Below are 25204 nucleotides of genomic sequence, written 5' to 3' on the forward strand. Positions count from 1 at the left end.
GGGGTGTTCCAGCGGAGTGAGACGTCGGCGTTCCCTGGAACACCCCTCATCCGACCTCGCTTCGCGAGGCCACCTTCTCCCACAAGGGGAGAAGGGAGAACCGCTCAGCTCAATGTCCCTCAAACCCGATCAGCGTTCGCACCGGAACCCCGAGCGCTTCCAGCTTGGCGCGCCCGCCCAGATCCGGCAAATCGATGACAAAGCATGCGGCGAGGATATCGGCGCCGATCTGCCTGAGCAGCTTGACCGCAGCCTCCGCCGTGCCGCCGGTGGCGATCAGGTCGTCGACCAGGATCACCTTCTCGCCCGGCACAATACCGTCCTTGTGCATCTCCATCTCGTCCAGCCCGTATTCCAGGCTGTAGGCGACGCGCACCGTCTCGTAGGGCAGCTTGCCCTTCTTGCGGATTGGCACGAAGCCAGCCGAAAGCTGATGCGCGACGGCGCCGCCGAGGATGAAGCCGCGCGCCTCGATGCCGGCGATCTTGTCGATCTTCTGGCCGGCATAGGGATGCACCAGCTCGTCAATGGCGCGGCGGAAGGCACGCGCATTGCCGAGCAGCGTGGTGATGTCGCGAAACAGGATGCCGGGCTTGGGATAGTCCGGAATGGTGCGGATCGCGGCGAGCAGCGTGTCTTCGAGCGAGGATTTCATGAGCCGAGATTACCTGAAACGGAGATTCGTGCGCGACAATTGTTCGATCGAACTGCAGCCCATCAGCTTCATGCCGCGCTCGATCTCGACCCGCATCTGCTCGAGCGCCCGCTCGACCCCTGGCTGGCCGGCCGCCGCCAGCGGGAACAGATAGTAGCGACCGACGCCGACAGCCTTGGCCCCGAGCGACAGCGCCTTCAGCACATGCGTGCCGCGCTGCACGCCGCCATCCATGATGACGTCTATTCTGTCGCCGACGGCGTCGACGATCTCGGCCAGCTGGTCGAAGGCCGCCCGCGAGCCGTCCAGCTGCCGGCCGCCATGGTTCGACAGCACAATGCCGCTGCAGCCGATCTCGACGGCGCGTTTGGCATCCTCCACCGACATGACGCCCTTGAGGCAGAACGGGCCTCCCCACAGCCTGACCATCTCGGCGACGTCGTCCCAGGTCATCGACGGATCGAGCATCTCGGTGAAGTAGCGGCTGATCGACATCGTGCCGCCGCCCATGTCGACATGCTCGTCGAGCTGCGGCAGCTTGAACCCCTCATGGGTGAAATAGTTGATCGCCCAGCCGGGCTTGAGCGCAAACTGCAGCATGCCGGCAAGGTTGAGCTTGAAGGGAATGGCAAAGCCGGTGCGCTTGTCGCGCTCGCGGTTACCTCCGGTGATGCTGTCAACGGTCAGCATCATCACCTCGACGCCGACCGCCTTGGCCCGCTGCATCATCGCCCGGTTGAGGCCGCGATCCCGGTGGAAATAGAACTGGTAGACCTGCGGGCTGCTGCTGATCTTGCGCGCTTCCTCGAGGCTCACCGTGCCGAGCGAGGACACGCCGAACATCGTGCCGAACTTGGCCGAAGCCTTGGCCACCGCACGCTCGCCCTGATGATGGAACAGCCGCTGCAAGGCGGTCGGCGAGCAATAGACGGGCATGGCCAGTTTCTGGCCCATCACGGTCACCGACATGTCGATCTCGCTGACACCGCGCAACACATTGGGAACAAGGTCGCAGCGCTCGAAACTCTCGGTGTTGCGGCGATAGGTGACCTCGTCGTCGGCCGCGCCGTCTATGTAGTTGAAGATCGGCCCCGGCAGCCGCTGCTGTGCCATGCGCCGGAAATCGGAAAAGTTGTGACAGTCGCGTAGCCGCATCATCGATTTCCAAATGCCATGGCGCCGGCAATCTTTCATCGCCGGCCGCGCGTGCAATACCAATAGCATGGCGCCGTGCCAACGGACTTGTTTGATTGGACGGGTGGTCGCGCCCAGGCGCTGAATCCCTGCCCGCTTCGGCAAGCAAAAAGGGCGCCCGAAGACGCCCTTGCCGATTTCACAGGGATAGCGACGGCTTAATGCGCCACGCCTTCCCAAACCTTGCGCTTGGTCAGATACATCAGCGTCCCGAACAAAGCCAGGAACACCAGCACGCGGAAGCCGGTCTTCTTGCGGTCTTCCATATGCGGTTCGGCCGCCCACATCAGGAAGGCCGAGACGTCGCGCGAATACTGGTCGACCGTCTGCGGCGAACCGTCATCATAGGTCACCTGGCCGTCGGACAGCGGCTTCGGCATCTTCAGCGAAACGCCGGACATGAAGTACGGATTGTAGTGGGTGCCTTCCGGGATGACCATTCCCGCCGGCGGCGTCTCGTCGTAGCCGGTCAGCAGCGAATGGATGTAATCCGGGCCGCCCTGGGCGTACTGGGTAAAGATATCGAAGACGAAGCGCGGGAAGCCGCGCTCGACACCGCGTGCCTTGGCCAGCAGCGACATGTCGGGCGGGGCTGCGCCACCGTTCGAGGCGGCAGCCGCCTCCTCATTGGCGAACGGCGCCGGGAAATGGTCCGACGGCTTACCCGGCCGGTCGAACATGTCGCCTGCATCGTTGGGACCGTCATGGATGGTGTATTCGGCGGCAAAGGACTTCACCTGCGCTTCCGAATAGCCGAGGCCTTCCAGCGTACGGAACGCCACCAAATTCATCGAGTGGCAGGCCGAGCAGACTTCCTTGTAGACCTTCAGGCCGCGCTGCAGCTGCGCCTTGTCGTAGGTGCCGAACGGGCCGGCAAAGCTCCAGTCCATTTCCTTCGGCTCGTCGATCGGGAAATGCGTCGGCGCCGCCGCGTTATGCGCCTCTTCAGCGGCCATCGCCACGCTGCCGACCGCTCCGATGCCGCCAGCCAACAGGCCAAGCAGGGCGAGCGAGGTGAGAATCTTTTTCATGCCAAATCCCCTTAGATTCTCGCTCAGCCCTTGGTTTCCGGCGCGGCGTTCGCACCTGCCGGATGTCCCCCACCGGCACCCTTGTTCTTCTCCAGCACCGCCTCAGTGATCGAATTCGGCAGCCTGCGCGGCGTCTCGATCAAGCCGAGCACCGGCAGGACGACGAGGAAGAAGGCAAAGTAGAACAGCGTCGCCATCTGCGCCATGAACACGAAGCTGCCTTCAGCCGGCTGCGAGCCCAGCCAACCGAGCAGGATGGCGTCGGCCACGAAGAGCCAGAAGAACAGCTTGTACCAGGGCCGGTAGACCGCCGAGCGCACCTTGGAGGTGTCGAGCCACGGCACCAGGAACAGCATGACAATGGCGCCGAACATGCACAGCACACCGCCGAGCTTGGAGTTGATCGGCCCGATGTTGAAGGTGATGGCACGCAGGATCGCGTAGAATGGCAGGAAGTACCATTCCGGCACGATGTGAGCCGGCGTCTTCAGCGGGTTGGCGACCGTGTAATTGTCGGGATGGCCGAGGAAATTCGGCAGGTAGAAGACGAAATAGGCGAAGACGAACAGGAACACGATCATGCCGAACGCGTCCTTGATGGTCGCATAGGGCGTGAAGGCGACGGTGTCGGTCTTCGACTTGACCTCGATGCCGGTCGGGTTCGACTGGCCCACCACATGCAGCGCCCAGACGTGCAGCACGACGACGCCGGCAATCATGAACGGCAACAGGTAATGCAGCGCAAAGAAGCGGTTGAGCGTCGGATTGTCGACGGCAAAACCACCGAGCAGCAGCTGCTGGATCCAGTCGCCGACCAATGGAATGGCGCTGAAGAAGCCGGTAATGACGGTAGCGCCCCAGAAGCTCATCTGACCCCAGGGCAGCACATAGCCCATGAAGCCGGTCGCCATCATCAAGAGGTAGATGATGCAGCCGAGAATCCACAGCAGCTCGCGCGGCGCCTTGTAGGAGCCGTAATAGAGCCCGCGGAAGATGTGGATGTAGACGGCGACGAAGAAGAACGAGGCGCCGTTGGAATGGAGATAGCGCAACAGCCAGCCCGAATTCACGTCGCGCATGATCTTCTCGACCGAGCCGAAAGCGAGATTGGTGTCGGCCGTATAGTGCATGGCCAGCACGATGCCGGTCAGGATCTGCGCCACCAGCATGATCGCCAGGATGCCGCCGAAGGTCCAGGCATAGTTGAGGTTGCGCGGCACCGGATAGGCGATGAAACTGTCATAGACCATGCGCGGCAGCGGCATGCGGGCGTCGAACCAGCGTTCGATACCGGTCTTGGGCGTATAGGTCGAGTGTCCCTCGCTCATCGAAATATCCCCTGCCTCAACCGATAAGGATTTTGGTATCGGAAATGAACTTGAATACCGGCACGGCCATGTTCTCCGGCGCCGGGCCTTTGCGGATACGGCCGGCGGTATCGTACACCGAGCCATGGCACGGGCAGAACCAGCCGCCGAAATCGCCTTCCTGACCGAGCGGAATACATCCCAGATGCGTGCAGACCTGCACCATCACCATCCAGGCTTCCTTGCCGGGCGTGGTGCGGTTGGCGTCGGTCGCCGGCGCGTCAGCCGGCAGATTGGCGTTGCGGGCGATCGGATCCTTGAGATCGGCAAGATTGACGGCCTCGCCGTCCTTCATCTCCTGCTCGGTGCGGTTGCGCACCACGACCGGCTTGCCGCGCCATTTGACGATCAAGGACATGCCGGGCGTCAGCGAGGAAACATCGACCTCGACCGAGGCCAGCGCCAGCGTCGAGGCATCGGGGCGCATCTGGTCGATGAACGGCCAGGCGACGGCCCCTGCGCCGACCACTGCGGCCATGCCGGTGGCGACGTAGAGAAAATCACGACGGTTGGGATCCTGGGTGTCGGTTGCGCTCACGGGTGCCTGATCCTTTCGCCTCTTCCGAGCCGGCGGTCGAGCTTTGTTCCCGCTCCATCGCGCCGGCCCGACAGCGCATGGCGAACAAGCTAGCGAATTCCTCCGGCATTTGGAGTTCGGTTTATGCGTGAAGCCTGTTTTTGTCCAGCGGGGTGAGGCCACAAGGGCAGATTGTCGCGGGGACAGAAGAGCGCGTCAGTCGGCCAGATGTCCAAAGGCCGGCAAAGGCGGCTAAACAACAGGGAAATATCAGCAAATCCTGGGCATCCCGCCTGTCTCGACAGGACAGGTTGCCGTGATCTAGTCTCGCTGGCATGGCACACATCATCGACCGCGAGACCTGGACCAGGACGCCCGGCCTTTGGCAGGGCGAATTGCAACTCGCCGCCCATGGCTCCAACTCTTGCCTGATCTTCAATTACCAGGCGGAGATCGGCGGCGGCCCGCGGCTGCACACCCACCCCTATTGCGAGATCTTCATCGTCCGCCAGGGGACCGGCCTGTTCTCGATCGGCGACCAGCAGATCGAGGCCACGGCCGGCCAGATCCTCATCGTGCCACCGAACACACCGCACAAATTCACCAATCTCGGCCCAGGCCCGCTCGAATCGACCGACATCCACGAAAGCGGCAGCTTCATCACCGAATGGCTAGAATGACGTTGCCGGCAGCCTTTAGCTGGCGCCGAGCCTGACCAGCACCGCCCTTGGGATGTCGTATTCGCGGATCACCGACTCATGCCGGCGTAAGCCGCAAAGTTCGCGCTGGATGAAATAGGCATGCACCGCCGCGGCGGCTTCCTTCAGCAGCCGGGCGCGCTGGTCTTGCTCACGATTCTCGCGCAGCTTCTTCAGCGTTTCCTCGACACGTTGGCCAGTGCGGCCGAGGGCGGCCGCTTTTTCGGCCAGTATCTCGTGGCCGAGCAGGTCCAGCGCGCGCTCCTGCGCGCTGCTTTGTCCAAAATTCGAGGGCATCCTGACCGACATGATCGCGTTTTACTCCGCCGGCCGTGTCTCTTCCAGCACGCTTTCCTCGTGATAGAGGAAGCCGCCGGACTGCCGTTTCCACAGCCGCGAATAGAGCCCGTCCAGCGCCACCAGCTCGTCATGCGTACCTTGTTCGACGATGCGGCCGCCGTCCAGCACCACGAGACGATCGAGTGCTGCAATGGTCGACAGCCGATGCGCGATGGCAATGACCGTCTTGTTCTCCATCAGCCGCGTCAGATTCTCCTGGATCGCCGCCTCGATGTCGGAATCGAGCGCCGATGTCGCCTCGTCGAGGATCAGGATCGGCGCATCCTTGAGGAAGACGCGTGCGATCGCCACACGTTGGCGCTGGCCGCCCGACAGTTTGACGCCGCGTTCGCCGACAAAGGCCTCGTAGCCAGAACGGTCCCGGTTGTCGCGCAGACCCAGTATGAACTCGTGCGCCTCGGCCTTCTTCGCCGCCGCGATCACCTCGGCGTCGGTTGCATCAGGCATGCCGAGCTTGATGTTGTCGCGTAGCGAGCGATGGAAGAGCGCGGTGTCCTGGCTGACGACACCGATATTGGCGCGCAGCGAATTCTGTGTCACCTCAGCGATGTTCTGGCCGTCAATGGTGATCTGTCCGCTCTCGAGGTCGTAGAGCCGCAGGATCAGGTTGGCGAGCGTCGTCTTGCCGGCACCCGACGGCCCGACCAGCCCGACCTTTTCGCCCGGCCGCACCACAAGGTCGATGCCGTTGAGCACACCGAACCCCTTGCCGTAATGGAACTCGACATTTTTCACGTCGATGCGACCGCCGGCCACGACAAGCTCCTTGGCGTCGGGCGCATCGATGAGGCCGAGCGACTGCGAGATCAGCGCCTTGGAGTTCTCCAGCACGCCGAGGTTTCGCAAAATGCCGTTGAGCTGCATCATCACCCGCCCGAGCAGCATGTTGAGCCGCAGCACCAGCGACAGCGTGAAGGCGACGGCGCCGACGGTGATCGACCCTTCGACCCAGAGATAGACCGCAAAGCAGCCAATCGCTGAGATCATAATGCCCGACAGCGTCGTCAGCGCCATGCGCACGCCGGTCAGCCGGCGGGTGAAAGGCCGCAGCGCGTCGAGATAGATGTCGAAGCCGTTCCGGATGTAGCGGTCGTCGCCATCGGCCGAGAACAGCTTCAGCGTCTGCACGTTGGAATAGGAATCGATGATGCGCCCATTGATCATCGAACCAGCTTCAGCCGTGGCCTCGGCATGCCTGCGGATCGAGGGCAGATAGAGCTTGGCCAGCCAGGCGAAAGCGAGGATCCAGATCACCACCAGCATGGCCAGGCGCAGATCGAGCCCCGCGACCAGCGCCAGCGTCGTCACCGTATAGATGAGCATGAACCAGATGACCTCGATGAAACTCTCCATCAGGTCGCCGGTCGCTTGCCCCGCCTGCCAGACTTTTGTCGCGATGCGACCGGCAAAATCGTTCTGGAAGAAAGTGTAGGACTGTCGCGATACGTGCCGATGCGCCTGCCAGCGCACCAGATTGTAGAAGCCCGGTGTAATGGTCTGCTCGTCGACCAGCGCCGACAGGCCGACCACGACGGTGCGGATAACCAGCACCACCGCGACCATGAAGACAAGCTCGGGACCGGCGGCAGTCCACAGCGCGTGCCAGCTACGCTCGCCAGGCAACTGGTCGAGGATATCGACCAGTCGCCCGACGAAGTAGAACAGCCCGGCCTCGACCAGCGGCGCGATGCCGCCGATGACCAGCATGGCGAAGAAGGCGAATTTCGCCTGCCCGACATAGTGCCAGAGGAAGCCGCCGACGCCTGACGGTGGCCGAAGAATCGCGGGCTCCCTGAACGGAAAGACCCAGTTCTCGAACCAGCGATAGACGGCTGTCATCATGCTGACGTCATCATTCCGCGGCTTCACCTTTCATGCCGATATCGTTGGCAACGGCGTCATTGGCGGCGTCGACCGGATCGTCGTCGAGCAGGAACCCGCCCGACTGACGCTGCCACAGCTGCGCGTAGAGCCCGCCGCTGGCGACGAGTTCCTCGTGCGTCCCCTCCTCGATGATACGGCCCTTGTCGAGGACGACGAGCCTGTCCATCGCCGCAATGGTCGACAGCCGGTGCGCGATGGCGATGACGGTCTTCCCTTGCATGAGCTTGTAGAGATTCTCCTGGATGGCGGCCTCGGCTTCGGAATCCAGCGCCGAGGTCGCTTCGTCAAGGATAAGTATCGGCGCGTCCTTCAACATAACGCGAGCTATGGCGATGCGTTGCCGCTGGCCGCCGGACAATTTGACGCCGCGGTCGCCGACATGGGCGTCGAGCCCTTTGCGTCCAGTGTGGTCCGAAAGCCCGGCGATGAACTCCAGCGCCTCGGCCCGCCCGGCTGCCTCGACGAGCATCTCCTCGCTGGCGTCAGGCCGGCCATAGAGAATGTTGTCGCGCACCGAACGGTGCAGCAGCGAGGTGTCCTGCGTCACCATGCCGATCTGTGCGCGCAGCGAATCCTGCGTCACCGAAGCGATCTCCTGGCCGTCGATCAGGATCCGGCCGTTCTCGAGGTCGTAGAACCGCAGCAGGAGATTGACCAACGTCGACTTGCCGGCACCAGAGCGGCCAACAATGCCGACCTTCTCGCCGGGCTTCACCGTCAGCGACAGGCTCTCGATGACGCCCTTCTGCTTGCCGTAGTGGAAGCGGATATCGTCGAAGCGGATCTCACCCTTGGTGACGGCAATGTCCTTCGCCCCCGGCCGGTCCTCGACCAGGCGTGGCAGCGAGATCGAGGCGATGCCGTCCTGCACCGTACCGATGTTCTCGAACAGGCCAGACATTTCCCACATGATCCACTGCGACATGCCCCACATCCTGAGCACAAGGCCGATTACCACGGCAACCGCGCCGATCGTCACCACCTGGCCGAGCCACAGCCACAACGCCAGCGCGGTGACCGAGAACAGCAGCAACGCGTTGAGGATGTAGAGCAGACCGTACAGCACCGTCACCAGCCGCATCGACCGGTAGACCGTGTCGAGGAAGCCGGCCATCCCCTCTTTGGCGAACGTTGCTTCGCGGCGCGCATGGGAAAACAGCTTGACCGTCTGGATGTTGGTGTAGCTGTCGACGACGCGGCCGGTCATGGTCGAGCGCGCATTGGCCTGCGCCTCGCCGACCTTGCCGAGCTTCGGAATGAAGTAGCGCAACAGCCCGATATAGCCGAGCAGCCAGACGCCAAGCGGGGCTGCCAACCGCAAGTCGGCCGAACCGACGATGAAGAGCATGCCGAGGAAATAGACGATGACGTAGTTGAGGACGTCGATCACCTTGATGACGCATTCGCGCACGGCGAGTGCCGTCTGCATCAGCTTGGTGGCGATGCGGCCTGCGAACTCGTCCTGGTAGAAGCTCATCGACTGCTTCAAGAGGTAGCGATGCACCTGCCAACGGATGCGCATGGGGTAGTTGCCCATCAGCGTCTGCTGGTTGAGCAGCGAATGCAGCCATACCGTGCCCGGCAGCGCGAACAGCACGACGAAGGCCATGCCGGCGAGCTTCCAGCTCTCGGTCTGCAGGAAGGTTTCGCGATTCTGGCCGGACAGCCAATCGACGATACGGCCCATGAAGCCGAACATCCACACTTCGGCGACCGCGATCGCCGTCACCAGAACCGCATCGACGATGATGTAGGGCCACGCGCCACGCGTATAATGCACGCAGAAGGCAACCAGCGTCTTCGGCGGCTCGACCGGTTCCGCTGCCGGGAACGGATCGAGCCTTTTTTCAAACCAGTTAAACATCGTGATGCTCACAAAACTGTTGTCCGCTCACGCGGCGCGGGAGAAGTCCCCGGAGCGTACGGCGTCGAGGACCGACGGCCCGGAATCACCCGGGCCATCGGTCCTGCTTCGCGCAATATAGGGACTTGCGGGCTTTTCGCCGACAGACGCATTCGACTGACCTGACGGCACGCCGCCGCCAGCCCGGTTTTTCGCGCCCGGCCGGATCAGCCGGATGATCCGGCGCACCAGCGACGGCCGGCTGTGGTCAGGAACCGCGCGCGAGAAATCGACATCCGGCAACATGCCGCGATGCGGACGCCGGCGCGTCTCGGCGTGAACCGCCGACGAATAGGTCTCGCCGATCAGCAACGCCCAGGTCGCCGTCTTGCGCTCGTGCAGGCTTCTTGAACCAGGTATTTTATAGGGATCGAACATTGGTCCGTCCTCCGTGTGCAAATAGAGATAAAAAAGCGAAGCAGTGTCGTGCGCGGGCATTCGGCCGGAGGCACGGATTGCATCGGTCGGGACACGAGGGGACACCTCGGTCAGGACACGCTCAACTGGGGCGCTTGGCCCCTTCAACAGGTTGAAAAACATCGCAGGATTCCTTCGAAAGCCGAAAACTGGGTTCGGCGGGAATCGGTGCGATCAAATCTAAGAAGTCAGGTAAATCGTCGTACCGAAACCGCCGGCAGGCAGGTAAGCCCACGGGAGGGGCGCTGGATGTGCATGGCCATCATGAAATACCCCTCCATCGGTTCGGGTTGACAATGCGTGCGGTATAATCGACTTCGCAGAAAATGGCCACCCGCAGGTCCAGCAATTTCCAAAACCAGGAGCCCGCTGTGGCCGATCTGCCACTTATTAGAAAGACGCGGAAATGAACCACCGTCTCCGCATCGCGCTCTACCAGCCTGACATTGCCGGCAACACCGGGACAATCCTGCGCTTCGCCGCCTGCCTCGGTCTTGGCGTCGACATTATCGAGCCGGCAGGCTTCCCGCTCTCCGACAAAGCGCTCAAGCGAGCCGGCATGGACTATCTCGAAATGGCCGCTCTGACCCGGCATGTCGACTGGAACGCCTTCGAGGACTGGCGCCAAGCGAGCGAGCGCCGGCTGGTGCTGCTCACCACCAAAGCCGCGACCGCCTACACGGGCTTCAACTTCGCCGCCGGCGACATCCTGCTGTTCGGCCGAGAATCGGCTGGGGTACCAGATCCTGTCCATCAGGTGGCGGATGCGCGGCTGACGATCCCGATGCAGCCGGGCACACGCAGCATCAACGTCGCGCTGTCCGTCGCCATGGTCGCCGGCGAAGCGATCCGGCAGCTCGGCTAATTCCTCGTCGCCGTCGCGAACGGCCTTTATTTCTTGCGTCATTCTCACCCAGGCGCACATCGCCTTCTCCTCAATTGCCCTATCGACATTTCTTGGCTACAAGCTCAACTTAAGTTGAGGTCAAGCGGAAAAGTCGAAATGGCTCCGGCAAAGGAATTGACGGTTGGCCAGGTGGCCATGCGCAGCGGCGTGGCGGTGTCGGCGCTGCATTTCTACGAGGCGCGCGGCCTGATCCGCAGCCACCGCACGTCAGGCAACCAGCGGCGCTATGGCCGCGACGTGCTGCGGCGGGTGGCGATCATCCGGGTCGCGCAGGAGGTCGGCATCTCGCTGGCCGAGATCGCGGCGGCGCTTCAATCCCTGCCCGAAGGCCGCACGCCGACGCGTGAGGACTGGAACCTCTTGTCGACCGGCTGGCGCGACGACCTCGACCGCAAGATCAGCCAGTTGAAGAAGCTGCGCGATGGCCTGACCGACTGCATCGGCTGCGGCTGCATGTCGATCGACAAATGCCCCTTGAGAAACAGAGAGGATCGGCTGGCAAGGGAGGGAGCGGGAGCGCGGCGGCTAATGGTTCTCCCTGGTATATACGCGCGGCAAGAAAGCCCCGAGACGAAATAATAGCAGATGAACGCGCACCCCGATGACAGGGAGCAATAAGTCATGCGACTGAAATCATGCCATGCGTGGTTGGCACGTTAGGAGCGGATGGGAAATGGTTCGGCTTCCAGGTTTGAAGAGATTTCTCGGAGGCGAGCCACCGAAATCCGGAAGCCCCAACAGCGAACACAGAAGATCTGCCTATACCGAAGAGCTGGGTGAACCCGCCCATGTCTTCCCCGCCAACGGGCCTGATAGCGTCGAGGTTCTTGCGTTCGGCCGAGACTTCTCACTCATCGATCCCGTGGGTGGCGGCCTTGTGCTCCTTACCAACGGCATGAGCGATCGGCGCATGGCTGTTCCTCCAACCGTTGGCGACGGCATCAAGCGGCGGGCTGAGTTGATGTGGTACGTTCGTGAACCTGAACCGAAGATCCTGAGCAATCTTAGGTGGCTGGCGGAGTATCCGTTCATAGACAATACATGGTTGGGCTTTGGCCACCGCATTGCGATGCCCTGGCCGCCAGCCTCAGGGTCGGACTTCAGAACTTTCCTGTTTTTGACGCCCATCATCGCCCCGGACCAACGTATTGCAGAGCAGCTCACCATCGACGACGATGAGGTTGCAATCCTTTGCGTCCATTTGATCTCTGGCATGGAGTTGGACTTCATCAAGACAAAAGGATTGGATGCGTTCCTCGATATGCTCGACGAGCACGCCTATCCCGTCGTCTTCAACCCGGCACGGCAATCCTGCGTGTAGGGCGCATGCCCTCCGCCTTGGTCCACCCCTAATCCGCTGCAGGCAGCCGCCTTATGGTGAATTCGATCACATCTCCCGGCCGTTCGAACCAGCTTTCGATCTCGGTCCAGTAGGCCTGCTTGGGAAAGCGTTCGAACCATTCCTTGGCTTTGAGCCGCGCATCCGAACGCGGCAGGACGAAGGTTTCACGCAGAAAACCGTCGCGCGGCATGCGCTCGCGCTCGGCGCGCGAACGGTCGAGCCGCTTCTTCAAGCCATCCAGCGGCGGTCTTGCCGGGGTGCGCATGAAAGAACTCCTGGGGCCTTGACCAGATGACACTTGACCCTTGCCCTTAAGAGATTAGGGATCGCGCCCTAAAAAGACGAGTCATTTGTCGGCTGCGACCGGAGACCTGATTTTGGAACGACCTGAAATACCGGCAGGCCTGCCGGCCGACATCGAACAGAAGAAGATGAAGGCCAGGCTCTGGTTCGAGACGCTGCGCGAGCGCATTTGCACCACTTTCGAGCAGATCGAGCAGGAACTGCAGGGGCCGCTGGCCGCCTGGTCGCCCGGTCGCTTCGAAAGGACGCCGTGGGAGCGCGACCAGGGCAAGGGTGGCGGCGGCACCATGTCGATGATGCGTGGCCGCGTTTTCGAGAAGGTCGGTGTCCACACCTCCACCGTCTATGGCGAGTTCTCGCCGGAATTCCGCAAGCAGATGCCCGGTGCCGAGGAAGACCCGAGCTTCTGGGCATCAGGCATTTCCCTGATCGCCCATCCCTGGAGCCCCAACGTGCCGGCCGTGCACATGAACACCCGCATGGTCGTGACGTCGCGCCACTGGTTCGGCGGCGGCGCCGACCTGACCCCGGTGCTCGACCGCAACCGCACCGAGGATCACCCCGACACGGTCGCCTTCCACCGCGCCATGCAGTTCGCCTGCGAGAAGAATGCCGCCGTCGCCGACCACCCCAAATTCAAGGCCTGGTGCGACGAGTATTTCTATCTGCCGCACCGCAACGAACCGCGCGGCGTCGGCGGCATCTTTTTCGACTGGCTGCATTCGGGCGAGGACAAAGGCGGCTGGAATGCCGATTTGAATTTCGTCCAGGATGTCGGGCGTTCTTTTCTCGTCGTCTACGGCCACCTGGTTCGAGCCCATTTCAACGAAAACTGGACAGATGACGACCGCGACGAACAGCTCATCCGCCGCGGCCGTTACGTCGAATTCAACCTTCTTCACGATCGCGGCACCATCTTCGGCCTGAAGACCGGCGGCAATGTCGCCTCGATCCTGTCCAGCCTGCCGCCGGAGGTCAGGTGGCCGTAACAAATCGGTGAGCGGAGCGTGAGCCGCAAAGCTGTCCCATTCGCCGAATCTGGGCAGGCAATGTGGCGTCCTGATTATCTTTTTCGTCTAATAGGCAATTGAAATAAAACGACTATTTGTCGTTTCCGGGCCGGGAAGCGCCGGTGGTTCAGTCCCGAACCGCGACACGACGCTACCGGACGGCCCTGAACAAGGCGGAGCATTCTCAAGAAACGGATGTCCGCATTTTCCAGGAGTACTTACCATGCGAAAGCTCATTGTAACGGCAGCCGCCGCTGCCCTTCTCGCTTCAGGCTCGGTTGCCTTTGCCGCGGTCAAGCACACCACGGGCACGGTCAAAACCTATGATGGAACGGCCATGAACCTTGTTCTGGACGATGGATCGACCTTTACGCTGCCCAAGACCTTCAAGGATCCTGGCCTGAAGGCCGGCGAAAAGGTCCGCGTTTCCTGGGACATGAGCGGCAAGAACAAAGTTGCCGAGTCCGTCAAGATCGTGAAGTGACGGCCCTGTCGGGACAAGACCAAGCTGGTCTTGCTCCGGGGTAGCGTAGAGAGGCGGAGCAGCGCTGCTCCGCCTTTTTCGCGCCCACGGCAACCAAAACCGCCGAACCGTGTTATGCTTGTTCCCCCGTACGTGCCCCCAAAACCGACTGCTGCGACTGGGCGCGAAACAAAGGTGGCGGAGCTTCGTGCCCATGAGAGGCACAGGCTCCCAGGAGGAAAGGAGAAAATCCTATGAAGGAGTTCCATTGCGGCTCGCTGGTTCCCGGCTGTGACTGGCACACTCGTGCCGACGAGGAAGCCGAGGTCATGCGCCGCGCCGTCGACCATTTGCGCGAGACGCATGGCGAAACGGTCATCCGCGAGACGATGATCGAAGCGATCCGTTCGCGCATCGAAAAGGTCCGCGACGCGGCCTGAATAAAATACCTTAGCCGGCCTTCAAGGCTTCTGCGGCGCGCTCAAGCAGCGCGTCGCGATCGAGCGTAAAGCCGGCACCGATCCATTCCTTTTCCAGGTTTTTCAGGATCGCGCCGAGTTTCGGTCCCGGCGACGCGCCAAGCGCCGTCAGATCGGCACCCTTGACCGGAAATACCGGCTTTTCCCATTTCAGCGCAAAGGCCAGCAGGCGCGAAAAACCGCCGGCCTGGACAAGCGCGTCATTGTCCTCGACGGCGCGCGACCGCGCCGAGGCGAGCGACAGCCGAAAGCGATCGACAAAGCCCTGGCGATGGCCTGCATAAAGCAGCTTTGCCAGCTCCGCTTCACTCGTCTTCGGTTCGATGGCACCCGTCAGCGCCCAGTGTCGCAGGCGCTCCGCCTCATTGGTGGACAGCTTCAGCCGCTCAGCCAGTGTCGTCATCCGCGCCGCATCGGGCGGCACAATGGCCTCCAGCCTGAGCAGCGGATCCGGCGCCCAGCCCAGATCCTTCTCGGTCTTTGTCAGCCCGTGAATGGCATCGATGCCCCATTTCTCACTCTCCGGCAGGGCGCCGGTCAGCACGCCGGCCTGGCGCATCCATAACAGCGCGCGCGACGGGTCCGGGGCCGACAGAAGCTTCTTCAGCTCGGACCAGATGCGCTCCGCCGAGAGTTTTTCGAGCCCGTCCTTGAGCCGTGCGCAGGCTTTCAGTCCCTCGGCATCAGGCCGGCCGTCGCCATACCAGGCGAAGAAGCGGAAGAAGCGCAGGATGCGCAGATAATCTTCGCGGATGCGCTGCTCGGCATCGCCGATGAAGCGCAGCCTGCGCGCCTCGATATCGCCGACACCGCCGACCAGGTCGATGACCGTGCCGTCGGCCTCGGCATACAGTGCGTTGATGGTGAAATCGCGCCGTTCGGCGTCGGCCTTCCAGTCGCGGCCGAACGTCACTTTGGCGCGGCGGCCGTCGGTCTCGATGTCTGCGCGCAGCGTGGTGATTTCATAGGGCGTGCCACCGGCGATCACCGTGATCGTGCCGTGTTCGATGCCGGTCGGCACCGCCTTGAAGCCCGCCGCTTCGGCGCGGCGGATTGTTTCCTCGGGCAGGCAGGTCGTGGCGATATCGATATCTGCCACCAGCTGACCGATCAGCGCATTGCGCACCGCGCCGCCGGCGATACGGGCTTCTTCACCGCTTTGCGCCAGCACGGCAAGCAGCCGCTGCAGATGTTTTTCACCGAGCCAGTCCGCCTTGCCCGCCAGCGATATCGGATCACTCAAGCATAGAGCCTTTCATAGAGCGTGCGGATGATGCCGGCGGTGACGCCCCAGATGCGCTGGCCGCCATAGGGCATTTCGTAGAAGAACCATTCGAGCTCGTTCCACATGCGGCTGTCCCTGGTGTGGTTGGCCGGATCCATCAGGAACGAGAGCGGCACTTCGAAGGCGGCATCGACCTCGTCGGCATTGAGCGACAGAGTGAAGCCCGGCTTCACGATCGCCAGCACCGGGGCGATACGATAGCCACTGCCGGCGACATAATCGGGCATGCGGCCGATGATCTCGATGCGGTCCTGGCCAAGCCCGATTTCCTCGAAAGTCTCGCGCAGCGCTGCTGCTTCCGGTGTCGGATCGGTCGGATCGATCGTACCGCCGGGGAAAGCCACTTGCCCGGAATGGCTGCGCAGCTTTTCCGCCCGCTTGGTCAAGAGCACGGTCGCATCGCGTCCGTGGTCGACGACCGGGATCAGCACGGCGGCATCGCGCAGCGCCTTCAGTTGCGTCAGCCTGGGATGGCCGGGGTTGAAGCGATGGTCGCCATAATCGTCGCCGGCATGGGCTTCAGCCTGCGCCGCGACCCGCGCCCGAAAATCCGCTGTGGAAAATGGCGGCGGCATCACCTGATCCATCATGCGCTCAGCCATTTCAGTTTTTCCGCCGGCATGATCGGATAGACCTCGCCTTTCGAGCGCACGGCAAACATCGTCTTGCCGCCGATGTCGATCTCCTCGCCGTGCTCGACCAGTTCATACATTACCGGCCGCGCCACCAGTGCTTCCAGCCGTCCGCGCACCAGCACATAGGGTTTTAGCCCGCCGGTCTCGTTCTCGTCGACGAAGCGCAGCGGATGGCCGGGCCCGGCCTCTACGACATCGCCGACATTGGTGCGAAAAGTGATGATCTGCCCGGCGCCGGCGCCGGAAACGTCCAGTTCGACGGCAATGAACGGCGCGTCTACGACGCGGATGCCGACCCGTTCCACCGGCGTCACCAGATAGGTCCTGCCATCCTCGTCCTTGCGCAGCACGGTGGAAAACAGCTGCACCAGCGGCATGCGGCCGATCGGCGTGCCCAGATAAAACCAGGTGCCGTCCTGTTTGATCTCCATGTCGAGATCGCCGCAAAAGTCCGGATTCCAGCGCTCTACCGGTGCCGCGCCCTTGCCGGCGCGGGTGGCGCGCGAGATCAGCGCCTCCAGGCCACGCGCCTCTGTGGCACCAGTAAGGTTTTGTTCGCGATGTTCGGAGCGTTCCGTCATGGTCACGAAATAGTCACTGTTGTTCCGCTTGTCAGCCTAAGTCTGTGATTTAAGTTGAAATGCAGGCGCCAGGCGAGGCCGAATCGCGGCATTCTGCGGCACTGCTACAGTGCAAGCCGGTACTTCCAGAACAAGGATCGATGCGGCATGAGCGTGATGGTCAAGGAAAGCCCGATCAATGAAAAGGACATGATCGCCCAGGCGGAGGCGGCGCTGGCCGATATTTCCAGGGTCCGCGACGGTGTCGGCCGTGTCATCTTCGGCCAGGAAGCGGTGGTCGAACGCACGCTGGTGGCGCTGCTCGCCGGCGGCCATGCGCTGCTGGTCGGCGTCCCGGGCTTGGCCAAGACCAAGCTGGTCGAAACGCTCGGCGTCGTGCTCGGCCTCGATTCGCGCCGTATCCAGTTCACCCCTGACCTGATGCCGTCCGACATTCTCGGCTCCGAAGTGATGGAGCAGGACGAAGCCGGCAAGCGCTCCTTCCGCTTCATCTCCGGGCCGATCTTCGCGCAATTGCTGATGGCCGACGAAATCAACCGCGCCTCGCCGCGCACCCAGTCGGCGCTGCTGCAGGCAATGCAGGAATATCACGTCACCATCGCCGGCGTTCGCCACGACCTGCCCGCGCCCTTCCATGTGCTGGCGACGCAGAACCCGCTGGAGCAGGAAGGCACCTATCCGCTACCCGAGGCGCAGCTCGACCGCTTCCTGATGCAGGTCGACATCCTCTATCCCGAAATCGAGGCGGAGCGGCGCATCCTCTTGGAAACCACCGGCATTGAGGATGCAAAGGCGCAAAACGTCCTGCAGCCTGTGCGGCTGAAGGAGATCCAGACGCTGATCCGCCGCATGCCGGTGCCGGAAAGCGTCGTCGACGCCATCCTCAAGCTGGTGCGTTCGGCGCGCCCCGGCCAGGGCAATGCCGAGACCGACAAGCACGTCGCCTGGGGTCCGGGCCCGCGCGCCAGTCAGGCGCTGACGCTCTGCGCCCGCGCCCGCGCGCTTTATGACGGACGGCTGGCGCCGTCGGTCGACGACATCCGCGCACTGGCCGAGCCTGTCCTGCAGCATCGCATGGCGCTGACCTTCGCCGCCCGCGCCGAGGGCACGACCGTGCGTGACGTGGTGGCGAAACTGGCCAAAGGCATCTGATGGCGCGTATCGGCGAAGTCCAGGCACCGGCAGCGACGCGCGACGCGCTCGCCAGGGGCCGGTTGCGGGCTTCGCTGGTACCCGACCTGCTGGTCGAAGCGCGCCGCATCGTCAACACGGTGATTGCCGGCTGGCATGGCCGCCGCAAGCGCGGCATCGGCGAGAACTTCTGGCAGTTCCGCCCCTATGTCGAAGGCGATTCCTCGCGCATCGACTGGCGCCGCTCGGCCCGCGACGATCATACCTATGTGCGCGACCGCGAATGGGAGGCCGCCCATACGGTGTGGCTGTGGGCCGACCCCTCGCCCTCCATGCTCTACAAATCCACCGGCGCCAGCGTGTCCAAGGAATCGCGCGCGCTGGTGCTGGCGCTGGCCATGGCCGAACTGTTGTCGCGCAGCGGCGAGCGCATCGCCTGGCCGGGCCTGACCGATCCGTTCACCGCCCGCAACGGCGCCGAGCGTATCGCAGCGCAGTTGATGCACGCCGCCGATCCGCCGGCAAAGCCTGACCTGTCCAACATTCGCCGCTTCTGCGACATCGTCATCGTCAGCGATTTCCTCGATCCGGTCGAGGAGACCATGGCCTGGCTCGACGTGCTGGCGCGCCATGGCGTGCGCGCGCATCTGATCGAGGTCGCCGAGCCGGCTGAGGAGACCTTTCCCTATGCCGGCCGCACTGAATTCACCGATCCCGAGACCGGCGACAAGCTGACCGCCGGTCGCGCGGAAATGCTCGGCGATGAATATCGCCTGCTCTACACCGCCCGCCGCCAGGAGCTGGCCGGCTGGTGCAAGCGCCTCGGCTGGAGCTACACCGTCAACCACACCGACCGCCTCGCTTCCGAGGCACTGGTGCGCATCCATATGGCGATGACCGCGGATGGCGCGTTCGCCGGGAAGGCCAGCGCATGAGCTGGCTGCCGCTCTCCTTTGGTACTCCCATGTTGTTGTGGGGCTTGCTGGCGCTGCCGGTGATCTGGTGGCTGCTCAGGCTGACGCCGCCCAAGCCGCGGACCGAGGTATTCCCGCCGCTTAAGATCCTGGCACGCGTGCTGAAGCGCGAGGAGACGCCGCAGCAGAGCCCGTGGTGGCTGACGCTGCTTCGGCTGCTGATGGCGGCCCTTGTCGTCGGCGCCTTGGCCGAACCCGTCTTCAACCCGCGCGAAAAACTGCCGGCCGAGGGGGCAGCCCTGGCACTGGTCATCGACAATGACTGGGCAAGTGCCGCCGACTGGGGCAAACGCGTCGCCACCGCGCAGCGGCTGATCGCCGATGCCGGCTCGAACGGCGTCCCCGTCGTCATCGCCTTCACCGCGGAAAAGCCGAATGCCGAGATCGGCCCCTTCGACGCCGCAACCGCTCTCGACCGGCTGCGCGCGGCAAAACCGCGGCCGATCCCGACCGATCGTCCTGCCGTCTATGCCCGTGTTGCCGGCGTGCTGGAGACCTTGCCCGGCGCCAGCGTCGCCGTGCTGGCTGATGGCCTCGCGGCCAAAGGCGACGAGGCCGCCTTCAACACGCTGCTGTCGAAAAATGCCGCCCGTGTCGTCTGGGCCAGTTCCGACCGCCTGGCTCTGACCGGCCTCACCGGCGCCGAGAACCAGGTCGACGGCTTTGCATTGACCGCCATTCGCGCACCCGGCGATCCGGCGCCGGCGCAGGTCACCGCCGGCGCCTTTGATGACAAGGGCCGGCGCATCGCCGATGCGACGCTGACTTTCGCACCCGGCGAGACCACCGCCACCGGCACGATGGCGGTGCCGTTCGAGCTGCGCAACGACTTCGCCTCGATCGCCCTTGATGGCGAGCGCCAGGCAGGTGCGGTGCGCGTGCTCGATGAAAGCTCGAAGCGCCGCCGCGTCGGATTGTTGTCGCAGGCCGAGGCCGACCAGGCGCAGCCGCTTCTGTCGCCGCTCTACTACATCAGGCGCGCGCTGCAGCCCTTCGCCGATCTGGTCGAACCGTCGAGCGCCGACCTTGCCGATGCCATCCCGCAGCTCCTCGACCAGAGGCCGGCGATGATCGTCATGGCCGATATCGGCACCATTCCGCCACAGGTCCATCAGCGGCTGGTCGACTGGGTCGACAATGGCGGCACGTTGGTGCGCTTCGCCGGGTCGCGGCTGGCCGCCGCAGGTAATGACGACGATCTTCTGCCGGTCAGGCTGCGCACCGGCGAACGCTCGCTCGGCGGCTCCCTATCATGGACGACGCCGCAGCCGGTGACCGAATTCCCGAAGAATGGCCCCTTTGCCGACCTCGCGCCGCCGGCCGAAGTCACGGTGAGCCGGCAGGTCCTGGCCGAGCCGACGCCCGATATCGTCGAGCGCACCTGGGCAACGCTTGCCGACGGCACCCCACTGGTAACCGGGCTGAAAAAGGGCAAGGGCACGCTCGTGCTGTTTCATGTCACCCCGGAAGCGACATGGTCGACGCTGCCGATCTCCGGCAGCTTCGTCGAAATGCTTCGGCGCATCGTGCAGCTGTCGCGCAACCAGGGCGCCGCGGTCGCCAACGCCGAAGCCGCCGCCACCTCGCTGGCTCCTTATCGCATGATCGCGGCCGACGGCACGCTGGTGCCGCCGACGCCGGACGCACGGCCGCTGGTGCCCGTCGCCGGCCCGCTGCCCGTGACGTTCGAGAACCCGCCCGGCCTCTACGGCTCGGAAACCGGCGTCTTCGCCCATAATCTGCTCGATCCGGCCACCGTCTTCGCGCCGCTGGGCCGTCCGCAATTCACGGTACCGGTGACCAATATCCAGTATGCTTTCGATGAATCGCGCGACCTCAAGGGTCCGCTGGTGACCGCGGCACTTGTGCTGATGCTGCTCGACACGCTGGCTGTGTTCTGGATGGGCGGGCTGTTGTCACGCCGGCCGCGCCGCACCCGCACGGCTGCGGCAACGACGGCTGTGCTGCTGCTCGGCCTCGGTATGCTGTTTGGCCATGCCGACCTCGCCCGCGCCGATGATGCCAAACCGGGCGACGCCGCAGCCATCGAAGACATTGCCAAGACCCGCATCGCCTATGTGCTGACCGGCGTGCCAGGTGACGATTCGATCAGCCGCGCCGGGCTCGAAGGCCTGACCCGCTTCCTGATCGAGAAGACCGCGCTTGAGCCGGGCGCGCCGGCGGGCGTCGACATTTCGAAAGACGAGCTGTCCTTCTATCCGCTGATCTATTGGCCGATCGACCCTTCCGCGCCGATGCCGAGCGAGGCCGCGATCGCCCGCATCGACGCCTATATGCAGCAGGGTGGCACGGTGCTGTTCGACACCCGCGATCAGTTTGCAAACGGCATCGGCGCCGATTCGGCGAGCCCGGCGACGGAACGATTGCGCGACATCCTCGGCAATCTCAACGTGCCGCCGCTGGAGCCGGTGCCTGCCGACCATGTGCTAACCAAATCCTTCTTCATCCTGCCCGAATTTCCCGGCCGCTTCGCCGGCAGCCCGCTCTGGGTCGAAGCCTCGCTCGACGCCAGCAATGCCGAAAACCGGCCGGTGCGCGTCGGCGACGGCGTCTCGCCGATCCTGATCACCGCCAATGATTTTGCCGGCGCCTGGGCCGTCGACGAGAATGGTGATCCGCTCTTGCCGACCGTGCCCTCGGACCCGATGCAGCGTATCTATGCGCTGCGCGCCGGCGTCAACATCATGATGTACATGCTGACCGGCAACTACAAATCCGATCAGGTGCACGTGCCCATCCTGCTCGAACGGTTGGGGCAGTAAGATCATGAACTGGTCGATCTCCTTTGAACCGCTGCTGTCCTGGCCAATGTTGGCTTTGGTGTTGGTGCCTTTGCTGCTGCTCGCGGCTGTCGGCCTGTGGTTTCGCCAGCGCGGCGCGATCTTCCGCTTCGCCGCGCTGATTGCTCTGGGCGCAGCCTTGCTCAACCCGGTCTTCCTCGACGAGGAGCGCGAGGCGTTGAAAAGCGTCGTTGCCGTCATCGTCGACCGCAGCCAAAGCCAGGACATAGGCGACCGGACCAAACAGACAGACGAAGCGCTGGCAGGGTTGCAGCAGCGCCTTGGCCGCTTCAAGCAGTTCGACGTGCGCGTCGTCGAGGCCGGCAAGTCCGAAGCCGCCGAAGAGCGCACCGAGACCAAGCTTTTTGCAGCCCTCGAAGGCGCTTTCCGCGACGTGCCGCCATCGCGCATCGGCGGCGCCATCATGATCACCGATGGCGAGGTGCACGACGCGCCGCCGGCCGCCCCCGACTTCAACGCGCCGCTGCATGCGCTGATCACCGGCAATGAGCACGAAAAGGACCGCCGCATCCGCTTCGAGAACGCGCCACGCTTCGGCCTGGTCGGCAAGCCGCTCGATATGACCTACCGCGTCATCGCCACCGACGGCGAAACCGGCTCGGTCGATGTCCGCGTCTCGGTCAATGGCGAGCAGGTCGCGGTCGAAGAGGCTACCATTGGCCAGCCCATGCCGCTGCAGGTGACCATTCCTGGCGCCGGCCGCAACATCGTCGAGCTCTCCATCGACCGCGAGCCGGGCGAACTGACCGACGCCAACAACCGCGCCATCGCGCTGATCGACGGCATCCGCGAAAACCTGCGCGTGCTTTTGGTTTCAGGTGAGCCGCATGCCGGCGAGCGCACCTGGCGCAACCTGTTGAAATCCGACGCTTCGGTCGACCTCGTCCACTTCACCATTTTGCGGCCGCCGGAAAAGCAGGACGGCACGCCGATCAATGAATTGTCGCTGATCGCCTTCCCGACCCGCGAGCTGTTCGTCGAGAAGATCAAGGATTTCGACCTCATCATCTTCGACCGCTACCAGCACCGCGATGTGCTGCCGATCCTCTACTACGACTACATCTCCGAATATGTCGAAAAGGGCGGTGCACTTTTGATTGCCGCCGGGCCGGAATATGCCGGCGACGCCTCGATTGCCCGCACGCCGCTGATGTCTTCGCTGCCGGCGATGCCGACCGGCGAAGTCATCGACAAGGCTTTCTATCCGCGCCTCACCGATGTTGGCCAGCGCCATCCGGTGACGCGCGGCCTCGACGGTTCGGCGAGCGAGCCGCCGCACTGGAGCCGCTGGTTCCGCACCATCGGCGTGCAGAATCCCGAAGGCGAAGTGGTGATGAAAGGCGCCGACAACCGTCCCCTGCTTTTGCTCGACCACAAGGGCGAAGGTCGCGTCGGCATGCTCCTGTCCGATCAGGGCTGGCTATGGGCGCGCGGCTTCGAGGGCGGCGGCCCGCATGTCCAGCTCTACCGCCGCATCGCGCACTGGCTGATGAAGGAGCCCGAGCTCGAGGAAGAGCGGCTGACCGCCGACGGCCGCGGCATGGTGCTGGAAATCCGCCGGCAGACGATGAACGACGACCCCGGCCCGGCCCAGGTGATCACCCCGTCAGGCAAGGCGCTGATCGTCAAGCTCGAGAAATCCGAACCCGGCGTGTTCCTGGGCAGCATCGAGACCAAGGAGATCGGCCTCTACCAGATCGGCAATGGCGACCTGACCGCACTTGCCCATGTCGGCCCGGTCAACGCGCCGGAATTCTCCGACGTCATCTCCACCGAAGACCGGCTGAAGGCGCCGGCGGAAGCCACCGGCGGCAGCGTGCGCCGGCTGGCGGCGTCCTCGACCCTTGGCCAACTCACCGGCAGCGTCGCCCTGCCCTCCATCGTCCCGGTCCGCGCCTCGGGCGCGGCCTCGGGCGCCGACTGGATCGGCCTGCGCACCACCGACGACAGCGTGTTGAAAGCCGTCTCGCGTGTGCCGCTGTTCGGCGGCTTCCTCGGCCTCGGCCTGCTGCTGCTGGCCATGGGCGCGATGTGGTACAGAGAGGGAAGGTAGCACCAGCTTTCCTTCTCCCCTTGTGGGAGAAGGTGGATCGGCGCGCAGCGCCGAGACGGATGAGGGGGTGAGAAGCGGTCCGCGCAGCGGACGAAAAGCCAATTGCTTGGCTTTTCGAGCTTCGAACGCCCTGAGCCTGCGAAGGGCCGCTGCCTACGCCGCGAGCCGGCGCCCTGCCCTCCGCTATGGCTTCGGGCGTTCGTCGTTTCAATCGACAAATCGTTGTCGATTGATCGCCCTACGGACGACCACTCCTCACTCCTCCGGCTCCGTCGTAAACAGCAGCGGATAGCCCTTGGCCTTGCCGGCATCGGTGGCTCGCGTCGCCTTGGTCTCGGCCACGTCCCTGGTGAACACGGCGACGACGCAGACGCCCCGCTGGTGGGCGGTGATCATCACCCGGCGCGCCTGATCTTCGCTGAGCTTGAACTCGCCCTTCAACACCGTCACCACGAATTCGCGCGGCGTGAAATCGTCATTGACGAGGATGACCTTGTAGAGCTTCGGCCGCTCGGTCTGCGGCTTGGTCTTGGTGCGGGGTTTGGAGACAATCTCAGGCATCGGAAACCGGCATTGCGCGAGGGTCGCTCTCACTTTGTCATGGGGGAAAGCGGTCGTCCATTTTGATCGGCGCGCGAAACCGGCTTTCCGGGAGTGCTGCCGTTCACAAATTTAGGAACTGTCTGCCGCGGTTCAACGGCCCTGACGGTCGATGATGCGACGCGCCTGGAATTGCCGTGTGGCAGATGCCTCATCCGGCCTGGATCCGGCCGCCTTGCGCTCCATCCAGGCGACAGCGAGCCAGCCGACAAAGCAGGCCAGCGTGCCGCCGGTGAGCACTGCAAGCAGCAGGCTCTGCCATGGCGTTATGTATTGCCAGTTGCTGGAGATAGCCGGCGCGAACAGCGACGGCTCGGTGCGCCCGCTCACCGGATCGGGCACCGGGCTGGCGGTAAACTGGATCAGCACCCTGACCACAGCCGAGGCCACAAGGCCGCCAATGGCCATCGAGCGCAGAATGTATGAAAGCCGCTTCTTCATGCTGGCTGTCCTATCGGACCGGCATTGCAAACGGGTTAAAGTCCTGGGTGGCCGGCACCCATCAACGGGATAATCGGTAGTGTACTGAGAGTTCTGCAAATTCGCTGAGAGAGGGCGGTCATGGCAGGCTGGTGATTGTTCACGTCACCTGA

Annotated in this window: 26 protein-coding genes; 11 read left to right on the forward strand and 15 right to left on the reverse strand. The window is 63.6% G+C overall.

Features of this window, described 5'->3' with window-relative positions; genetic code table 11:
* Positions 1–109: 109 nt before the first annotated feature.
* The 5 genes from FJV77_RS31025 to petA form a co-directional block, all read right to left on the reverse strand.
* Positions 110–655: an adenine phosphoribosyltransferase gene (locus FJV77_RS31025; protein WP_142870144.1), complete on the reverse strand. Its 546-nt coding sequence runs from the start codon at positions 653–655 to the stop codon at positions 110–112.
* A 9-nt stretch (positions 656–664) separates the two neighbouring features.
* Entirely contained in the window at positions 665–1810 is a 1146-nt protein-coding gene (locus FJV77_RS31030) for an alpha-hydroxy acid oxidase (RefSeq protein WP_142870163.1), read from the reverse strand.
* Positions 1811–2007: 197 nt separating this feature from the next.
* Positions 2008–2880, reverse strand: a complete 873-nt coding sequence (locus FJV77_RS31035; RefSeq protein ID WP_142870145.1) for a cytochrome c1 — start codon at positions 2878–2880, stop codon at positions 2008–2010.
* A gap of 23 nt (positions 2881–2903) precedes the next feature.
* Positions 2904–4208, reverse strand: a complete 1305-nt coding sequence (locus FJV77_RS31040) for a cytochrome b N-terminal domain-containing protein (protein ID WP_142870146.1) — start codon at positions 4206–4208, stop codon at positions 2904–2906.
* A gap of 16 nt (positions 4209–4224) precedes the next feature.
* Positions 4225–4785, reverse strand: a complete 561-nt coding sequence (gene petA / locus FJV77_RS31045) for a ubiquinol-cytochrome c reductase iron-sulfur subunit (protein WP_112561092.1) — start codon at positions 4783–4785, stop codon at positions 4225–4227.
* Positions 4786–5099: 314 nt separating this feature from the next.
* Here petA and FJV77_RS31050 point away from each other — a divergent pair, with 314 nt between their 5' ends.
* On the forward strand, positions 5100–5444 hold the full coding sequence (locus FJV77_RS31050) for a cupin domain-containing protein (RefSeq protein WP_142870147.1): 345 nt from the start codon (positions 5100–5102) through the stop codon (positions 5442–5444).
* Positions 5445–5459: 15 nt separating this feature from the next.
* Here the strand turns inward: FJV77_RS31050 and FJV77_RS31055 are convergent, their stop codons facing one another.
* The 4 genes from FJV77_RS31055 to FJV77_RS31070 are packed head-to-tail and all read right to left on the reverse strand — an operon-like array spanning position 5460 to position 9987.
* Positions 5460–5771 carry a DUF6665 family protein gene (locus FJV77_RS31055; protein WP_142870148.1) on the reverse strand — a complete coding sequence of 104 codons (312 nt, stop codon included), beginning with the start codon at positions 5769–5771 and terminating at the stop codon, positions 5460–5462.
* A 9-nt stretch (positions 5772–5780) separates the two neighbouring features.
* Entirely contained in the window at positions 5781–7664 is a 1884-nt protein-coding gene (locus tag FJV77_RS31060; RefSeq protein ID WP_142870149.1) for an ABC transporter ATP-binding protein, read from the reverse strand.
* 10 nt (positions 7665–7674) lie between these two features.
* Positions 7675–9570 carry an ABC transporter ATP-binding protein gene (locus FJV77_RS31065; RefSeq protein WP_185970489.1) on the reverse strand — a complete coding sequence of 632 codons (1896 nt, stop codon included), beginning with the start codon at positions 9568–9570 and terminating at the stop codon, positions 7675–7677.
* 27 nt (positions 9571–9597) lie between these two features.
* Positions 9598–9987, reverse strand: a complete 390-nt coding sequence (locus tag FJV77_RS31070; protein WP_142870150.1) for a hypothetical protein — start codon at positions 9985–9987, stop codon at positions 9598–9600.
* 445 nt (positions 9988–10432) lie between these two features.
* Here FJV77_RS31070 and FJV77_RS31075 point away from each other — a divergent pair, with 445 nt between their 5' ends.
* From FJV77_RS31075 to FJV77_RS31085, 3 genes are all read left to right on the forward strand, one after another.
* Positions 10433–10891 carry a tRNA (cytidine(34)-2'-O)-methyltransferase gene (locus FJV77_RS31075; protein WP_142870151.1) on the forward strand — a complete coding sequence of 153 codons (459 nt, stop codon included), beginning with the start codon at positions 10433–10435 and terminating at the stop codon, positions 10889–10891.
* Positions 10892–11029: 138 nt separating this feature from the next.
* Positions 11030–11512 carry a redox-sensitive transcriptional activator SoxR gene (gene soxR, locus FJV77_RS31080; protein ID WP_142870152.1) on the forward strand — a complete coding sequence of 161 codons (483 nt, stop codon included), beginning with the start codon at positions 11030–11032 and terminating at the stop codon, positions 11510–11512.
* A 94-nt stretch (positions 11513–11606) separates the two neighbouring features.
* Positions 11607–12254 carry a suppressor of fused domain protein gene (locus FJV77_RS31085; RefSeq protein ID WP_142870153.1) on the forward strand — a complete coding sequence of 216 codons (648 nt, stop codon included), beginning with the start codon at positions 11607–11609 and terminating at the stop codon, positions 12252–12254.
* A 28-nt stretch (positions 12255–12282) separates the two neighbouring features.
* Here the strand turns inward: FJV77_RS31085 and FJV77_RS31090 are convergent, their stop codons facing one another.
* Positions 12283–12540, reverse strand: a complete 258-nt coding sequence (locus FJV77_RS31090) for a hypothetical protein (protein WP_006202578.1) — start codon at positions 12538–12540, stop codon at positions 12283–12285.
* Positions 12541–12652: 112 nt separating this feature from the next.
* On the opposite strand from FJV77_RS31090, the gene hemF reads away from it, so the two are divergent.
* From hemF to FJV77_RS31105, 3 genes are all read left to right on the forward strand, one after another.
* Positions 12653–13567 carry an oxygen-dependent coproporphyrinogen oxidase gene (gene hemF, locus FJV77_RS31095; RefSeq protein WP_142870154.1) on the forward strand — a complete coding sequence of 305 codons (915 nt, stop codon included), beginning with the start codon at positions 12653–12655 and terminating at the stop codon, positions 13565–13567.
* Positions 13568–13811: 244 nt separating this feature from the next.
* Positions 13812–14072 (forward strand): DUF1344 domain-containing protein, encoded by a 261-nt coding sequence (locus tag FJV77_RS31100; protein ID WP_142870155.1) that lies wholly within the window; start codon positions 13812–13814, stop codon positions 14070–14072.
* 233 nt (positions 14073–14305) lie between these two features.
* On the forward strand, positions 14306–14491 hold the full coding sequence (locus FJV77_RS31105; protein ID WP_142870156.1) for a DUF1059 domain-containing protein: 186 nt from the start codon (positions 14306–14308) through the stop codon (positions 14489–14491).
* Positions 14492–14501: 10 nt separating this feature from the next.
* Here the strand turns inward: FJV77_RS31105 and FJV77_RS31110 are convergent, their stop codons facing one another.
* From FJV77_RS31110 to FJV77_RS31120, 3 genes are read right to left on the reverse strand one after another with little or no spacing between them, the layout of a single operon-like run.
* Positions 14502–15773, reverse strand: coding sequence for a CCA tRNA nucleotidyltransferase (locus FJV77_RS31110; RefSeq protein ID WP_142870157.1), 1272 nt, complete (start codon positions 15771–15773; stop codon positions 14502–14504).
* A complete protein-coding gene (locus FJV77_RS31115; RefSeq protein ID WP_142870165.1) occupies positions 15770–16402 on the reverse strand; it encodes a CoA pyrophosphatase in 633 nt (210 codons plus the stop codon). Before FJV77_RS31115 ends, FJV77_RS31110 begins: the two co-directional genes overlap by 4 nt.
* On the reverse strand, positions 16402–17031 hold the full coding sequence (locus tag FJV77_RS31120; protein WP_142870166.1) for a DUF1285 domain-containing protein: 630 nt from the start codon (positions 17029–17031) through the stop codon (positions 16402–16404). The genes FJV77_RS31115 and FJV77_RS31120 overlap by 1 nt, the downstream gene beginning before the upstream one ends.
* A 147-nt stretch (positions 17032–17178) precedes the next feature.
* Here FJV77_RS31120 and FJV77_RS31125 point away from each other — a divergent pair, with 147 nt between their 5' ends.
* The 4 genes from FJV77_RS31125 to FJV77_RS31140 are packed head-to-tail and all read left to right on the forward strand — an operon-like array spanning position 17179 to position 24011.
* A complete protein-coding gene (locus tag FJV77_RS31125) occupies positions 17179–18183 on the forward strand; it encodes a MoxR family ATPase (protein ID WP_112561102.1) in 1005 nt (334 codons plus the stop codon).
* Positions 18183–19097 carry a DUF58 domain-containing protein gene (locus FJV77_RS31130; protein WP_142870158.1) on the forward strand — a complete coding sequence of 305 codons (915 nt, stop codon included), beginning with the start codon at positions 18183–18185 and terminating at the stop codon, positions 19095–19097. Before FJV77_RS31125 ends, FJV77_RS31130 begins: the two co-directional genes overlap by 1 nt.
* On the forward strand, positions 19094–21919 hold the full coding sequence (locus FJV77_RS31135; RefSeq protein ID WP_142870159.1) for a DUF4159 domain-containing protein: 2826 nt from the start codon (positions 19094–19096) through the stop codon (positions 21917–21919). Before FJV77_RS31130 ends, FJV77_RS31135 begins: the two co-directional genes overlap by 4 nt.
* A gap of 4 nt (positions 21920–21923) precedes the next feature.
* Positions 21924–24011: a hypothetical protein gene (locus FJV77_RS31140; protein WP_142870160.1), complete on the forward strand. Its 2088-nt coding sequence runs from the start codon at positions 21924–21926 to the stop codon at positions 24009–24011.
* Between the two features lie 255 nt (positions 24012–24266).
* On the opposite strand, the gene clpS is transcribed toward FJV77_RS31140, so the two are convergent.
* Together clpS and FJV77_RS31150 are read right to left on the reverse strand one after the other, a co-directional pair.
* Positions 24267–24572 carry an ATP-dependent Clp protease adapter ClpS gene (gene clpS, locus FJV77_RS31145; protein WP_142870161.1) on the reverse strand — a complete coding sequence of 102 codons (306 nt, stop codon included), beginning with the start codon at positions 24570–24572 and terminating at the stop codon, positions 24267–24269.
* 132 nt (positions 24573–24704) lie between these two features.
* Entirely contained in the window at positions 24705–25052 is a 348-nt protein-coding gene (locus tag FJV77_RS31150; protein ID WP_142870162.1) for a hypothetical protein, read from the reverse strand.
* Between the last annotated feature and the right edge of the window lie 152 nt (positions 25053–25204).

The sequence above is a fragment of the Mesorhizobium sp. WSM4306 genome, from assembly GCF_007003975.1.
Taxonomy (GTDB): domain Bacteria; phylum Pseudomonadota; class Alphaproteobacteria; order Rhizobiales; family Rhizobiaceae; genus Mesorhizobium.

What these genes read in the sequence shown, in the direction of transcription:
- FJV77_RS31025 (WP_142870144.1), bottom strand. Translation starts at nt 655, where the DNA reads ATGAAATCCTCGCTCGAAGACACGCTGCTCGCCGCGATCCGCACCATT.
- FJV77_RS31030 (WP_142870163.1), bottom strand. Translation starts at nt 1,810, where the DNA reads ATGCGGCTACGCGACTGTCACAACTTTTCCGATTTCCGGCGCATGGCA.
- FJV77_RS31035 (WP_142870145.1), bottom strand. Translation starts at nt 2,880, where the DNA reads ATGAAAAAGATTCTCACCTCGCTCGCCCTGCTTGGCCTGTTGGCTGGC.
- FJV77_RS31040 (WP_142870146.1), bottom strand. Translation starts at nt 4,208, where the DNA reads ATGAGCGAGGGACACTCGACCTATACGCCCAAGACCGGTATCGAACGC.
- FJV77_RS31050 (WP_142870147.1), top strand. Translation starts at nt 5,100, where the DNA reads ATGGCACACATCATCGACCGCGAGACCTGGACCAGGACGCCCGGCCTT.
- FJV77_RS31055 (WP_142870148.1), bottom strand. Translation starts at nt 5,771, where the DNA reads ATGTCGGTCAGGATGCCCTCGAATTTTGGACAAAGCAGCGCGCAGGAG.
- FJV77_RS31060 (WP_142870149.1), bottom strand. Translation starts at nt 7,664, where the DNA reads ATGATGACAGCCGTCTATCGCTGGTTCGAGAACTGGGTCTTTCCGTTC.
- FJV77_RS31065 (WP_185970489.1), bottom strand. Translation starts at nt 9,570, where the DNA reads ATGTTTAACTGGTTTGAAAAAAGGCTCGATCCGTTCCCGGCAGCGGAA.
- FJV77_RS31070 (WP_142870150.1), bottom strand. Translation starts at nt 9,987, where the DNA reads ATGTTCGATCCCTATAAAATACCTGGTTCAAGAAGCCTGCACGAGCGC.
- FJV77_RS31075 (WP_142870151.1), top strand. Translation starts at nt 10,433, where the DNA reads ATGAACCACCGTCTCCGCATCGCGCTCTACCAGCCTGACATTGCCGGC.
- soxR (WP_142870152.1), top strand. Translation starts at nt 11,030, where the DNA reads ATGGCTCCGGCAAAGGAATTGACGGTTGGCCAGGTGGCCATGCGCAGC.
- FJV77_RS31085 (WP_142870153.1), top strand. Translation starts at nt 11,607, where the DNA reads ATGGTTCGGCTTCCAGGTTTGAAGAGATTTCTCGGAGGCGAGCCACCG.
- FJV77_RS31090 (WP_006202578.1), bottom strand. Translation starts at nt 12,540, where the DNA reads ATGCGCACCCCGGCAAGACCGCCGCTGGATGGCTTGAAGAAGCGGCTC.
- FJV77_RS31100 (WP_142870155.1), top strand. Translation starts at nt 13,812, where the DNA reads ATGCGAAAGCTCATTGTAACGGCAGCCGCCGCTGCCCTTCTCGCTTCA.
- FJV77_RS31105 (WP_142870156.1), top strand. Translation starts at nt 14,306, where the DNA reads ATGAAGGAGTTCCATTGCGGCTCGCTGGTTCCCGGCTGTGACTGGCAC.
- FJV77_RS31115 (WP_142870165.1), bottom strand. Translation starts at nt 16,402, where the DNA reads ATGGATCAGGTGATGCCGCCGCCATTTTCCACAGCGGATTTTCGGGCG.
- FJV77_RS31120 (WP_142870166.1), bottom strand. Translation starts at nt 17,031, where the DNA reads ATGACGGAACGCTCCGAACATCGCGAACAAAACCTTACTGGTGCCACA.
- FJV77_RS31125 (WP_112561102.1), top strand. Translation starts at nt 17,179, where the DNA reads ATGAGCGTGATGGTCAAGGAAAGCCCGATCAATGAAAAGGACATGATC.
- FJV77_RS31130 (WP_142870158.1), top strand. Translation starts at nt 18,183, where the DNA reads ATGGCGCGTATCGGCGAAGTCCAGGCACCGGCAGCGACGCGCGACGCG.
- FJV77_RS31135 (WP_142870159.1), top strand. Translation starts at nt 19,094, where the DNA reads ATGAGCTGGCTGCCGCTCTCCTTTGGTACTCCCATGTTGTTGTGGGGC.
- FJV77_RS31140 (WP_142870160.1), top strand. Translation starts at nt 21,924, where the DNA reads ATGAACTGGTCGATCTCCTTTGAACCGCTGCTGTCCTGGCCAATGTTG.
- clpS (WP_142870161.1), bottom strand. Translation starts at nt 24,572, where the DNA reads ATGCCTGAGATTGTCTCCAAACCCCGCACCAAGACCAAGCCGCAGACC.
- FJV77_RS31150 (WP_142870162.1), bottom strand. Translation starts at nt 25,052, where the DNA reads ATGAAGAAGCGGCTTTCATACATTCTGCGCTCGATGGCCATTGGCGGC.